Source organism: Vreelandella rituensis (assembly GCF_003336665.1).
In the GTDB taxonomy this organism is placed as follows: domain Bacteria; phylum Pseudomonadota; class Gammaproteobacteria; order Pseudomonadales; family Halomonadaceae; genus Vreelandella; species Vreelandella rituensis.
In genome coordinates this window covers 22,734-35,519 of record NZ_QPIJ01000023.1, presented here as the reverse complement: position 1 = coordinate 35,519, position 12,786 = coordinate 22,734, and the positions used below count along the sequence as shown (strand labels likewise).

Genomic DNA, 12,786 nt, shown 5'->3' with positions numbered 1-12,786 from the left:
CTAGCCTTCGGGTTGATACTTGTAACCGACGCTATAGACCGAACGAATGATGTCATGTTCGGGCAAGGCTTCGTTGATCTTCTTGCGCAGCTTCTTGATGTGGCTGTCGACGGTACGCTCGGACACGATACGGTGGTCACGGTACATGTGATCCATCAGCTGTTCGCGACTGAAGATGCGCCCGGGCGCCTGCATCAATACTTTCAATAACTGAAACTCCACGGCGGTCAGGGCGATGTCCTGGCCGCTGGCGAGTGCTCGCCAACCGTCTTCGTCGAGTGTCAAAAGTGCCTGCGAGGCCAGGTCGGTGGGAGCATCCTGAGTCGCCTGGCTACGCCGCAGCACGGCCTTGACGCGGGCCACGACTTCTCGCGGACTGAACGGCTTGCAGATGTAGTCGTCGGCGCCGAGTTCCAGGCCCAGCAGCCGGTCGACTTCTTCCACCCGGGCGGTCAGCATGATGATAGCGATGCCAGGCCAGCGCTGGCGAATTTCCCGGCACAGCGTCAGGCCATCGGTGCCCGGCAGCATCAGGTCCAATAACACCAGGGAAGGAGACGTCGTGGCGTCTTCCAGCCAGGGCAGCACCAGGTCGCCGTGGTTCAGATGATGAGTGGTGAAGCCACTGCTTTCCAGGTAGTCCGCCACCAGTCGAGCAATCTTGGGTTCGTCTTCGACGATCAGCAGTTGATCGGTTGCACTTGAGGTCATTGGGTTTTATCCGTCAGAAGAGGAAACGTCAGCGTCCAGCACAGGCCGCCAAGGGCGGAGGTCGAGGCGACCATGGTGCCGCCATGGGCCTTTACCAAGGCGCTGGCAATCGAAAGCCCCAGACCGCTGCCGCCACTGGCGCGGCTACGCGAACCTTCCACCCGGTAAAGACGCTCGGTCAGGCGGTCGAGATCCCGTTCGGGTACGCCGGGCGCGCTGTCTTGCCAGGTCATCACCGCTTTGTCCGCCTTGCGGTACAGGCTCACCGCCAGGGTGCCGGGCGGTGTGGTATAGGCGCAACTATTGTCCAGCAGGTTGTTCCATAACTGGCGCAGGCGTTGGCTGTCACCCCGAATCATTACCCCGGGAGCGATTTCGGTATTGAGTGTCAGACCGCTGTCGGAAAGCCAGCCATGGGCGTCGAGCAGGCGGGTCTTGAGGCTATGGCTGAGATCCAGTGGCGCGAGTTGCGTTTCCAGGGCCCCGGCGTCGCTTTGCGAAAGCAGGCGCAGGTCGGTTACCAGGCGTTCGAGTTGGCTGACTTCCTGGGCCAGCGACCCGAGATTTTCCTGGTCGAGGGGGCGAATCCCGTCCTGCATGGCTTCGATTTCACCGCGCAAGACGGCAAGGGGGGTACGCAATTCATGGGCGGTGTCCGATACCCAGCGAGCACGGGCTTCGCGGTTGGCTTCCAGGGTTGCCGCCAGGACGTTGAAATCCCGTGCCAGGCGCGCCAGCTCATCGCGGCCTTTGCCTTTCAGGCGAGTGGCGTAATCGCCTTCCGTCAGCCGGCGAGTCGCCAGGGCCAGCGCCCGGGTGCGCCGCCCCAGCCACCAGGAAAGCCCCCCAGCGAGCAGCAGCGAAGCGACGCCCAGTGAAGCGAGAATGATCATCAGGTTACGCTGTTGGCGTGCGAGAAAGCCGCGCTCCATGCGTTCCATCATCTGTTGCGGCGGCCGATAGCCCAATTCTCCGATGACCGTATCGCGGTCGCTCAACGGCAACCAGCGCCAGTCAGCGGAATCGTCGGGGTCCTCCTCTTGGGGCGGAATCACGAAAGCGCCGCTGGGGGCGCGTAGCACGAAGTCATGGGCTTCTCCCAAGGGAGACGGTTGGCGGCGGCGCTCCTCGGTCAGCGCCTGACGTACCAGTTGCGGCCAGCGCTCAGGGGAGCGGGCCAGCCACTCCCAGTCGCCGTGTCGACGCCACTGATTAACCAGCCCTTCGGCCAGGGTTTCCGCACGGCGTTGCTGGGCCTGGTTCAGATAATCCAGAAAGCCGCGGTCAATGCTGTGAGAAACCGCAAGAAACACCGCGGCGGAAATCGCCACGTTGACGCTCAGAATGATCACGAACAGCTTGAGTCCGAGGGGCGAGATAGCCCATCGAAAAGAAGGCCTTGCCATCAGGACACGGCTCCTTTGCCTGAAGAGAACGCCCCCAGGCGCTCCCGTAGATTTTCCAGCCCCAGGTACAGACAGGGCACCAGTACCAGCAGGATCACGGTAGCGAACAACATACCGAAGCCCAGCGAAATCGCCATGGGAATCATGAAACGCGCCTGGCGCGAGGTTTCCAGAATCATCGGTGCCAACCCCAGGAAAGTGGTCAGCGTGGTCATCATGATCGGCCTCAGGCGCCGCGTGGCGGCCGCCATGATGGCTTCGCGCGGCGCCATGCCTTCGCGTCGCTTGCGGTTGGCGTAGTCGATCAGCACCAGTGCATCGTTGATCACCACCCCGGAGAGCGCCAGCATTCCCAGCAGGCTGATGATCGAAAGACCGAACCCCATGATCATGTGCCCGGCCACCGCGCCCACCACCCCGAAGGGAATCGCTGCCATGACCAGCAGTGGCTGAAGGTAGCTGCGAAACGGAATCGCCAGGAGGGCGTAAAGAGCCGCGAGCATCAGCCACATCGCGGTCCTCAGCGTGGCCAGGTTATCGGCGGTATCCTGCTGGCGCCCGCCGAGGCCGATTTCCAGCCCCGGCCAGGCAGCTTCCATGCCGGGAAACACCTCTTGCTGCAAGGTCGCCAGCACCTGGTTGATGGGCAGGTCGCCGTCAGTATCGGCGCTGACATCGATGATGCGTCGGCCGTCAATCCGCTGCAGGCTGCTGGAGGCCTGGGTCAGCATGATATCCGCCACCCGGGAAAGCGGCACGCTCAGTCCGTCCGGCGTGCGTATCGGCATCCGATACAGCTCGTTCAAGCTGTCCCGGTCGGGTTGCGGCAAGCGCACCTCGATACTGATCTCGCTGCGCCCCGAATGTTGCTCCACCGCCGTGGCCCCCTGGAGCGAGCCACGCAGCGCCTGGGCCAGGTCGGTGCCGGAAAGCCCCAGAGCGCGCCCTTCGGGAGAAAGACGAAGGTCCAGCTGCGGTTTGCCGTCCCCCAGGCCGCTGTCGATATCGGTGAGGCCGTATTCGCTTAGCTCGAGCGCCAGTCGCTCGGCGGCGGCTTCGAGTACCAGGGTGTCGGGGTGCGAGAGGCGCAGGGACAGGGCGGCGCCGCTTCCGGGGCCGCCAACATCGGATTCAAAGCGTACCGATTGCGCCCCGACCAGATCGCCGCTGAGTTCGCGCCAGGCTCGGGCCACCCGCGAGGGCGGCCAGTCATCGAGGCTTTGCGGGGCGATATCCAGGCGCACGCTCAAGGCTTCGCCGTCCAGTCGGCTTTGTGTGCCGCTGAACGCCAGGTCGTCTTCCCGGGCGCTGAGCCTCTCGGCGGCATCAAGCAACTGCCCGCTCAAGTCACGGCTCAGGTTGATGGGGCTGCCGATAGGCAGGCTGATACTGGCCTGGACCTGGTCGGATTCCACCCTTGGCATCAATGAAAAGCCCAAACGACCGCTCATTGCCCAGGCCAGGGCCACAATCAGGATCATCACTGCCAGCGCCACACTGAGCAGGCGCTGGTTCAGGGCACGTTCCAGAAAGGGGGCGAAATGCTGATGGGTGAAGCGCTCCAGCCCGCCTTGCATGGTACGGCGCACCGCTTCCAGGGGGCGTTGCCAGGCAGGCGTGACCCTGGGCTTGCGGCTATGCGCCAGATGGGCGGGTAGGATGAACAGCGCTTCCAGCCAGGAAATCAGAAACACCGTGACCACCACGACCGGCACGGTGGCGAAGATCAAGCCGAGAAAGCCGGGCAGGAACAACAGCGGCAAGAAGGCAACGATGTTGGACAGAATGGCGAAGGTGATGGGGGTGGCGATTTCCCGGGCCCCGCGCACCGCCGCATCGCGCAACGAATAGCCCTGTTCGCGGTAGCTGTAGATGTTCTCGCCGACCATGATGGCATCGTCGACCACGATCCCCAGGGCGATGATGAAGGCGAACATCGACATCAAGTTGAGCGACACCCCGAACCAGGGCAGAAACAGCATGGCGCCCAGGAAAGCGGTAGGGATGCCCAGGGTGACCCAGAATGCCAGCCGGGCTTCGAGAAACAGCGCCATCAGCACCAATACCAGGGCAAGACCCATCCAGGCATTCTTGAGCAACAGGCCAAGGCGATCCGAGTAAAGCTCGGAGCTGTCCCGCGAGACACTCAATGAAACGCCTTCGGGCAGCCCGGCGTGCAAGCGTTCAAGCTCGCCGCTCACGGCCTCGGAAATGCCGGTGGGGGTCTGATCGCCGATCTGGTAAACCTCCACGGTCAAGCCCGGTTCGCCGTTATAGAACACTTCCTGATCGGTTTCGGCAAAGCCATCGATTACCTCGGCGATGGTGCCGAGCCGCACAGGGGTGCCGCTGTCGCTGGTAAAAATCGGCAGGTCGGCAAATTCCTGGGCAGTGTTGCGCCGCCCCTGATAACGCACCAGCCATTCGCCTTCCAGGGTCGCCAGTTGGCCCCCGGCGAGATCCAGGGCTTCCTCGCTGATACGCGCAGCCAGTTGGCGGTGGTCCAGCCCGAAGCGAGCGATGGCTTCTTCATCCAGCCGCACCTGAATTTCCCGGGCACGGTTGCCGGAAAGCTCGGCCCGGGAAATACCGGAAAGCGCCTGGAGCTCGGCGCGTAGATCCTCGGCGGCGTTGTGCAAAATGGCCAGGTCCACCTGGCCGTGCACCTGCAGGCTGACCACGCTGCGCGAGCGCCCGGCCAAAGTGAAGCGTGGCGGGTCGGCGGCGCCGGGCAGGGTGGTGATGGCATTCACCGCCTGCTGAATATCCTGATAGACCCGCATGACTTCCACCCCATCGATCAGGGTGGCATTGAGGCGCGCACTGCCTTCATTGGCATAGGCGGTCAACTCATCGATGCCTTCGACATCGGCCAGGGCGGCTTCCACCGGCAAGAGCAGGCTTTGTTCCACGTCTTCCGGGGTGGCGCCGGGGTAGCTGATGCTGACCTGAACGATCTCGGTCTCGAAGTCGGGAAAGATCTCTTTCTTGATGGTGAGCGAAGCAAAGAACCCCCCGGCGATCAGCAGAATCATCAAGAGGTTGGGCGCGACGCCATGGTCAACCATCCAGGCCAGCGGGCCGCGGCGCATCATGAGCCGGGCTCCTGGGGCTCAGCGTCACGCTGACGCGGTCGCACTTCCTGGCCTTCACGCGGTTGAGCCAGGCCCGCCACCACCACGCGGCTGCCGGGTTCGATACCCGCACGAATCAAGAGTCTGTCTTCGCCCCGGTAGGCAAGCTCGACCCGGGATTGACGCAAACGGTCATCTTCATCCAGCCACCATACCCGCTCGCCGGGGCGAACGGCCGCCGCCGGCAGGGCGATCAAGGCTTCCTGGGCGGTGGGCGAGAAATTGGCACGAAGAATATCGCCCAGACGCAGGGCCGGGCCGTCACTTTCCAAGGCCAGGGGGTCGTCCACCGCTACCAGCAACTGGGCCTGAAGGCCGTTTTCTTCCAGGCTGGGCAAGATCGAAATCACTTCCCCCTGGCGGATAGCGCCACTGGGCCAGCCCCGGCTTTCCAGGGTGACCTCGCTTTCGGTGTCGAGCCAGGGCAGCCATTCGCCGGGCAGAGAAGCACGCACCCAGAAGCGTTCCACCCCCACCAGATGCATCACTTCAGTGCCTTGGCTAAGCAAGCTTCCGGCGCCAATCAGGCGTTCCTGCACCACGGCGCGCCAGGGGGCGCTGAGGGTGGCGCGCTTCAGATTAAGCCGGGCCTGGTCGAGGATCACCTGGGCCTGCGCCAATTGGGCCTGAGCCTGGCGTAATTGGGGTTCGCGCAGTACCAGGGCGCGGCGCTCTGCGGAAAGCGTGCGCCCGAAGGCCTGGTAGTCGCTCTGGGCGCGCTGCTGTTCGCCACGTTCAAGGGCGAGAGCAGCCTGGGCCTGGCTTAGCTGGGCCTCGGCATCCTGTAGCGCAAGCGCCAGGTCAGCCTGGTCGATATACGCCAGCGCCTGGCCGGATTCCACCACCTGGCCAGGGAATACCCCTTCGGCAAAGCGTTCCAGCTGGCCGCCGACACGGCTGGCCAGACGGACTTCCTGTTCCGCGATGACGCGGCCGAAGCCGTAAAACTCGGGTGCTTCAGCACGCCGTTCGGCGATCACGATATCCACCAACGGCGGCATGGGCTCGGGAGGTGGGCGACGTTCGATGCGTGGCGGCTGGTTGAGTAGCCACCAGGCGCCAGCCAGTCCCGCCGCCAACACCAGCAGGGCAGCCAGCGCACCCAAGCGGAATCGCCCTTGCTGATGATGGCGGTAAGACGGATGAGAAGGGGGCATTCCGGGAGTGTCTCCGTGAGTAACGACAACTTAATCTAGCATCGCCGATCGGCGCGCAGCGATTAGGCAATAAGGGTGTAAACAATGTGCAAATGGGTGGACGCTTCAGGCCGTGGTGCATGGCAAGTGCCTGATTAAGCTATTCAGAGCCTGTTTATCCATATCTGGATAACTTGAGCGCAACGCTTCCCCGAGACGCAGTGGGTTAAAAACTGGATAATGGCCGCCAATCAGCCTATGGCCTAGACCCATTCCTCTATCCGGACGCCCCGCTCATGGAAATCAAAGTCAATTATCTCGACAACCTCCGGCTGGAAGCAAAGTTCGACGATTTCAGCGTTATCTCAGACCAACCGATCCGCTACAAGGGCGATGGCTCGGCACCGGGTCCGTTCGATTATTTTCTGGCTTCTTCGGCCATGTGCGCCGCTTACTTCGTGAAGGTGTACTGCAACGCACGGGATATTCCCACCGAGAATATCCGCCTTTCCCAGAACAACATCGTCGACCCGGAAAACCGCTACAAACAGATTTTCAAGATTCAGGTCGAGCTGCCGGAGGATATCTCCGCCAAGGACCGCGAAGGCATTCTACGCTCCATCGACCGCTGCACGGTCAAGAAAGTGGTGCAAACCAATCCCGAGTTCCAGATCGAGACGGTCGAGAACATCGATGAAGACGCCCAGGCGCTGCTGATGGGCGCGCCGGAAGGTAGCACTACCTATATTGAAGGCAAGGACCTGCCGTTGGAGCAGACCATCGCCAACATGAGCGGGATTCTGGCGGATCTGGGCATGAAGATCGAGATCGCCTCCTGGCGCAATATCGTGCCCCATGTATGGTCGCTGCATATCCGCGATGCGGCCTCTCCGATGTGTTTCACCAACGGCAAGGGTGCCACCAAGGAGAGCGCGCTGTGCTCGGCGCTGGGCGAGTTTATCGAGCGGCTGAGCTGCAACTTCTTCTATAACGATCAGTTTTTCGGTGAAGAAATTGCGGGTAGCGCCTTTGTTCACTACCCCGATGAAAAGTGGTTCCAGCCAGGACCTGCTGATTCGCTGCCCGAAGAGATTCTCGATGAGCACTGTCTGGAGATCTACAACCCCGACGGTGAGTTGTGCGGCTCGCACTTGATCGACACCAACTCCGGGCGTACCGATCGCGGCATCGTCTCGCTGCCGTTTGTGCGCCAGTCGGATGGGGAAACGATCTACTTCCCGTCCAACCTGATCGAAAACCTGTTCCTGAGTAACGGCATGAGCGCCGGCAATACGCTGGTGGAAGCGCAGGTACAGTGCCTCTCGGAAATTTTCGAACGGGCGGTGAAGCGCGAGATTCTCGAACAGGAACTGACGCTACCGGACGTGCCGCAAGAGGTGCTGGCGAAGTACCCCAGCATTGTCGAAGGCATTAACGCCCTGGAAGCCCAGGGCTTCCCGGTACTGGTCAAGGATGCCTCCATGGGCGGGCAATTCCCGGTGATGTGCGTCACGCTGATGAACCCGCGCACCGGTGGCGTGTTTGCCTCATTTGGCGCGCACCCCAGCTTCGAAGTAGCGTTGGAGCGCAGCCTGACCGAGCTGCTCCAGGGTCGCAGCTTCGAGGGCCTGAACGACCTGCCGTTACCCACCTTCAACTCCCAGACGGTCGCCGAACCGAACAACTTCGTCGAGCACTTTATCGACTCGGTGGGTGTGGTTTCCTGGCGTTTCTTCAGTGCCAAGCCGGACTTCGAGTTCTGCGAATGGGATTTTTCGGGCACCAACGAGCAAGAAGCCGCGACACTGCTGGGCATCTTCGAGGAGCTGGGCGCCGAAGTCTATATGGCGGTGCATGAGGACCTTGGCGCGCCGGTGTGCCGTATTCTGGTGCCGGGCTACTCGGAAGTGTATCCCGTGGAGGAACTAATCTGGGACAACACCAACAAGTCGCTGGAGTATCGCGAGGACATTCTCAACCTGCATGGCCTGGATGACGATCAGCTGGCCGACCTGGTCGCGCGCCTGGAAGACAGCCAGATGGACGACCATGCCGATATCATCACCTTGCTCGGTATCGAGTTCGATGAAAACACCGTCTGGGGGCAGCTCACCATTCTGGAACTCAAGCTGCTTATTTACCTGGCACTCCAGCGCCATGAAGAAGCGTTGGACTGCGTGCAGATGTTCCTGCAGTACAACGACAACACCATCGAGCGCGGTCTGTTCTATCAGGCGGTCAACGCGGTGCTGGAAATCGCTCTGGATGCCGATCTGGTGCTTGAAGATTACCTGCACAGCTTCCAGCGCATGTTTGGCCAAGACGCCATGGCCGCCGTGGTGGGCTCGGTAAGCGGTGAGGTGCGTTTCCATGGCCTGACCCCGACCAATATGCAGCTGGAAGGCCTCGACAGGCACCAACGCCTGGTCGAAAGCTACAAGAAACTCCACGCGGCCCGCGCGGCTAAAGCGGGGGTGTAAGCTACTGCCGCGTGTTGCTGTTCTTGACGGGTCGCGTTTCTTGACAGAACTAGACTGACTGGTCTACTTTAAGGCTATGGAAAAGATAGCCACAAAACAGACAGGCATGAAACCAGCTGGCATGAAGCAGACCGCCACTCGTGACAGGTTGATTGAGGCAGGTGCTGAGTTGATTGCTCAGCACGGCTACAACGCCACCGGCATCAATGCGGTGCTCAAGGCGAGCGGTGTGCCCAAGGGGTCGTTCTACCATTATTTTTCCAGCAAGGAAGATTTCGGTCTGGCGGTGATCGTAAGCTTTTCCGCGGCATACGATGACACCTTGGCGCAGCTGTTGGAGGATGCCTCGGTAACGCCGTTGGAACGACTGCGGCGTTACTTCGCTGCCGGGCGCGCTGACATGCTCACTTGTGACCATGTGCGTGGGTGTCTGATCGGCAACCTAGGCCAGGAACTGGCCGGACAAAGCGATGTGTTTCGTGACACCCTCGATAAAGTCTTTCAGCGTTGGGAACATCGCCTGGTGACTTGCTTGAACGATGCCCAGGCCGTCGGTGAGATCGCCACTGATATCGATACCCACGACCTGGCAAGTTTCATTTTAGCCGGCTGGGAAGGCGCCATCCTGCGTGCCAAGACACTCAAGTCGGTGACGCCCATGCAGCGTTTTGAAGATATTCTGTTCAGCCAGCTGTTAAAACCCTGACATTATTCCTTCGTTGAAGGCACACAGCTTCGTTAAATACCATTCCTGGTGCCTGAAGGATTTGGGTAGGCACCGTTTATCGTCTACTCTCTAGTAGACCGGTCTAACATAAATGATTCATGAACCACCTCAAGGAGGCTTTCATGGCAACACCAGACGTATTGTTTCAGCCGCTCAAACTAGGCGATCTAGAACTGCCCAACCGGGTATTGATGTCGCCCTTGACGCGTTCGCGTGCCGCCCAGCCCGGCGATGTGCCCACTGCCATGAATGCTGAATACTATCGCCAGCGAGCAAGCGCCGGCTTGATCATCGCCGAGGCAACCCAGGTCTCACCCCAGGGCAAAGGCTACGCCTTCACGCCAGGCATTCATTCACAAGCTCAGATTGAAGGCTGGCGCCAGGTAACCTCGGCCGTTCACGCGGCAGGCGGGCGCATCTACCTGCAGCTGTGGCACGTGGGGCGTATTTCCCACCCTGAGCTTCAGCCCGACAATGCCCTGCCGGTCGCCCCTTCGGCAATCAAGCCGGAAGGCGCCAAGACCTTTATCAGCGCTGATTCGGGCATGGTGGATATCCCCACCCCTCGCGCACTGACAACTGAGGAAATGCCCGACGTCGTCGCCCAGTACCGTAAAGGCGCGGAAAATGCCAAGCAGGCCGGTTTCGATGGGGTGGAGGTGCATTGCGCCAACGGCTATCTGCTTGATCAGTTCCTGCGCAGCGGCAGCAACCAGCGCGATGACGACTACGGCGGTTCACTCGAAAATCGCCTGCGCCTGCCGCTGGAAGTCGTGCAGGCAGTGGTCGATGTGTGGGGCGCCGAGCGCGTCGGTGTGAGGGTATCGCCCACCGGAAGCTTCAACGCCATGCAGGACGATAATCCCGAGGAAACATTTGCCGCCTTCGCCAAGAAGCTGGATGCGCTAGGCATCGCTTTCATCGAAGTGGTGGAAGACTCCTTCCAGGGCAACCACGCAAACGGCCGTCCCGAAAGCGTCATCGAAGCCATTCAGGCGGTCTTTTCGCGTACCTACATTGCCAATGGCAACTACACTGCCGACGAAGCCCGGGAACGTATCACCGCCGGCAAGACCGACCTGGTGACCTTCGGGCGGCCTTTCATTGCCAACCCCGACCTGCCCGAACGTTTCCGGCGCAATGCCCCGCTCAATGAGTGGGACGACAGCACCTTCTACGGAGGCGATGAGCACGGTTATACCGACTATCCCTTCTTGAACGAGACCTGCCCTTCATGAAGGAGGCCAGAGCGGGTCAACGTCTTTTATCATTCATGCACTACATTTCATTTCTGTAAGGAGATTTCATGTCCGAGATCAACGCAAAAGTCGTCATTATCACCGGTGCCAGCAGCGGCCTGGGCGAAGCTGCCGCACACCGTTTGGCCAAGGGGGGTGCCAAGCTGGTACTCGCCGCACGCCGTGAAGATCGTTTGAAAGCCCTGGCTGATCAGATCAATGAGCAGGGCGGTGATGCAATCTACCGGGTGACAGACGTCACCAAGCGCGAGCAGGTCGAAGCCTTGGCTCAGGCGGCAAAAGATACCTACGGGCGCATCGATGTGCTGATCAACAATGCCGGCGTGATGCCGCTGTCACCGCTCAACCGGCTCAAGGTCGACGAGTGGGAGCAGATGGTCGATGTCAACATCAAGGGCGTGATGTACGGCATTGCTGCTGTGCTGCCGACCATGCGCGAACAGCATTCCGGCCATGTGATCAACCTGTCTTCCGTGGCGGGGCATGTGGTGTTTCCCGCCGCGGCGATTTACTGCGCGACGAAGTTTGCGGTCAAGGCGCTTTCCGAAGGGCTGCGCCAGGAATCCAACGGCGAGATTCGCTCGACCAATATCTCCCCCGGGGCGATAGCCACCGAACTGACCACCACCATCAGTGATGACAAGACGGCGCAGGGTGTCAACGAACTCTACGAGATGGCGATCGACGCCGATGCGATTGCACGCGCCATCGCCTTTGCCATCGAGCAACCCGCCGATGTCGATGTCAACGAACTGATCATCCGCCCGACGCAGCAACAGCTGTAACGCAGCATGTGAATTAGTTTTAATTAATTTACTTTTGAACCTAATGTCTTGAGGCATTAGGTTTTTTTGTGCAAGCAAACTCCTCACGTGCTGAAAATAATTACAAGCGGGGCCGGCCTGGTGAGGCCAAGCTTGTAAAATTACCAGTGCCCATAGAGTTTGACGTTCTCATGAGGATAGTCGATATGCTCAAACTCCAGGCTGGAGTGCTCAATACCGAAATGTTCTTTTAGGCGCGTTTTGATATCCGCCTTGATCGCTTCAAGATGCTGCCAGCCAGCCTCTGTGATCACCACGTGACAGTCAAGGGCGGCGGTGTTCTCCTGCATTTGCCATAGGTGAACGTGATGAACGTCCTTTACATCATCGACATCGCGCATCAGGTCAATGACCGCCTGCCCGTCGATATCGGGCGGCGAGCCCAGCATCAATGTACGAATAGGGCCACTAATCTCGGTAAAGGCGAGATAGAGAATGTATAGCGCAATGCCGATCGTAATCGCTGGATCGACCCAGCGTACATCGTATAACAGGATCAGTGTTCCCCCCACGATCACGGCGATCGACGCAAACGCATCGGACAGGTTGTGCAGAAAAAGGGCTCGGATATTAACGCTATGTTTCTGCATCGACCAAGTGAGAAATGCGGTGAGCGTATCGACGGCCAGTGCCACGCCGCCGATGATAACGATCACCCAGCCTTGAATCTCCGGCGGGTCGATCATGCGCATGGCGCCTTCGTAAATCAGGTAGAGGCCAACGAGAATCAGCGTGGTGTAATTGATCAGCGCCGCAACAATCTCGATGCGGCCATAGCCGAATGTCATCTTCGCGTCTGCCGGCCGCCTGGCTATCTTGCGGGCGGCAAACGCAATGATAAGCGCCGCCATGTCAGAGAAGTTATGCAGCGCATCCGCGATCAAGGCGAGACTGCCCGACAGAATGCCGCCGATAATCTGAGCAATTGTCAAAAGTCCGTTGGCCCAGATGGATATGGTCACACGCCGGTCGCCAGAGGCGGGATCAATGAGATGGTGATCGTGATGATGTCCCATGCGTTTTCCTCGCTTAGTTTTTCATAAGCTGCTCGCTCTGCCCCGATTCAGATTCTGCTTTGGCCCCAGGGGGAGAATGGCAGTGGTTAGGTA

Annotated in this window: 9 protein-coding genes; 4 read left to right on the top strand and 5 right to left on the bottom strand. The window is 60.1% G+C overall.

Annotated features, from left to right (window positions below):
- Genes DU506_RS10885 through DU506_RS10870 form a run of 4 tightly spaced genes read right to left on the bottom strand, consistent with a single transcriptional unit; the run spans window position 1 to window position 6,408 of the window.
- On the bottom strand, window positions 1-711 hold the full coding sequence (locus tag DU506_RS10885; protein WP_114486964.1) for a response regulator: 711 nt from the start codon (window positions 709-711) through the stop codon (window positions 1-3).
- Window positions 708-2,117 (bottom strand): ATP-binding protein, encoded by a 1,410-nt coding sequence (locus DU506_RS10880; protein WP_114486963.1) that lies wholly within the window; start codon window positions 2,115-2,117, stop codon window positions 708-710. Before DU506_RS10880 ends, DU506_RS10885 begins: the two co-directional genes overlap by 4 nt.
- Window positions 2,117-5,212 (bottom strand): efflux RND transporter permease subunit, encoded by a 3,096-nt coding sequence (locus DU506_RS10875; RefSeq protein ID WP_114486962.1) that lies wholly within the window; start codon window positions 5,210-5,212, stop codon window positions 2,117-2,119. The genes DU506_RS10880 and DU506_RS10875 overlap by 1 nt, the downstream gene beginning before the upstream one ends.
- On the bottom strand, window positions 5,209-6,408 hold the full coding sequence (locus DU506_RS10870) for an efflux RND transporter periplasmic adaptor subunit (RefSeq protein WP_114486961.1): 1,200 nt from the start codon (window positions 6,406-6,408) through the stop codon (window positions 5,209-5,211). Before DU506_RS10870 ends, DU506_RS10875 begins: the two co-directional genes overlap by 4 nt.
- 275 nt (window positions 6,409-6,683) lie before the next feature.
- Between DU506_RS10870 and DU506_RS10865 the strand changes: the two genes are divergently transcribed.
- From DU506_RS10865 to DU506_RS10850, 4 genes are all read left to right on the top strand, one after another.
- Window positions 6,684-8,867, top strand: a complete 2,184-nt coding sequence (locus tag DU506_RS10865; RefSeq protein ID WP_114486960.1) for an OsmC domain/YcaO domain-containing protein — start codon at window positions 6,684-6,686, stop codon at window positions 8,865-8,867.
- A gap of 121 nt (window positions 8,868-8,988) precedes the next feature.
- Window positions 8,989-9,573 (top strand): TetR/AcrR family transcriptional regulator, encoded by a 585-nt coding sequence (locus DU506_RS10860; protein ID WP_114486959.1) that lies wholly within the window; start codon window positions 8,989-8,991, stop codon window positions 9,571-9,573.
- Window positions 9,574-9,716: 143 nt separating this feature from the next.
- A complete protein-coding gene (locus DU506_RS10855; RefSeq protein ID WP_114486958.1) occupies window positions 9,717-10,832 on the top strand; it encodes an alkene reductase in 1,116 nt (371 codons plus the stop codon).
- Between the two features lie 68 nt (window positions 10,833-10,900).
- Window positions 10,901-11,638 carry an SDR family oxidoreductase gene (locus DU506_RS10850; protein ID WP_114486957.1) on the top strand — a complete coding sequence of 246 codons (738 nt, stop codon included), beginning with the start codon at window positions 10,901-10,903 and terminating at the stop codon, window positions 11,636-11,638.
- A 140-nt stretch (window positions 11,639-11,778) separates the two neighbouring features.
- Here DU506_RS10850 and DU506_RS10845 read toward each other — a convergent pair whose 3' ends face one another.
- Window positions 11,779-12,693, bottom strand: a complete 915-nt coding sequence (locus DU506_RS10845; protein ID WP_114486956.1) for a cation diffusion facilitator family transporter — start codon at window positions 12,691-12,693, stop codon at window positions 11,779-11,781.
- Window positions 12,694-12,786 lie beyond the last annotated feature (93 nt).

What these genes read in the sequence shown, in the direction of transcription:
- DU506_RS10885 (WP_114486964.1), bottom strand. Translation starts at nt 711, where the DNA reads ATGACCTCAAGTGCAACCGATCAACTGCTGATCGTCGAAGACGAACCC.
- DU506_RS10880 (WP_114486963.1), bottom strand. Translation starts at nt 2,117, where the DNA reads ATGGCAAGGCCTTCTTTTCGATGGGCTATCTCGCCCCTCGGACTCAAG.
- DU506_RS10875 (WP_114486962.1), bottom strand. Translation starts at nt 5,212, where the DNA reads ATGATGCGCCGCGGCCCGCTGGCCTGGATGGTTGACCATGGCGTCGCG.
- DU506_RS10870 (WP_114486961.1), bottom strand. Translation starts at nt 6,408, where the DNA reads ATGCCCCCTTCTCATCCGTCTTACCGCCATCATCAGCAAGGGCGATTC.
- DU506_RS10865 (WP_114486960.1), top strand. Translation starts at nt 6,684, where the DNA reads ATGGAAATCAAAGTCAATTATCTCGACAACCTCCGGCTGGAAGCAAAG.
- DU506_RS10860 (WP_114486959.1), top strand. Translation starts at nt 8,989, where the DNA reads ATGAAGCAGACCGCCACTCGTGACAGGTTGATTGAGGCAGGTGCTGAG.
- DU506_RS10855 (WP_114486958.1), top strand. Translation starts at nt 9,717, where the DNA reads ATGGCAACACCAGACGTATTGTTTCAGCCGCTCAAACTAGGCGATCTA.
- DU506_RS10850 (WP_114486957.1), top strand. Translation starts at nt 10,901, where the DNA reads ATGTCCGAGATCAACGCAAAAGTCGTCATTATCACCGGTGCCAGCAGC.
- DU506_RS10845 (WP_114486956.1), bottom strand. Translation starts at nt 12,693, where the DNA reads ATGGGACATCATCACGATCACCATCTCATTGATCCCGCCTCTGGCGAC.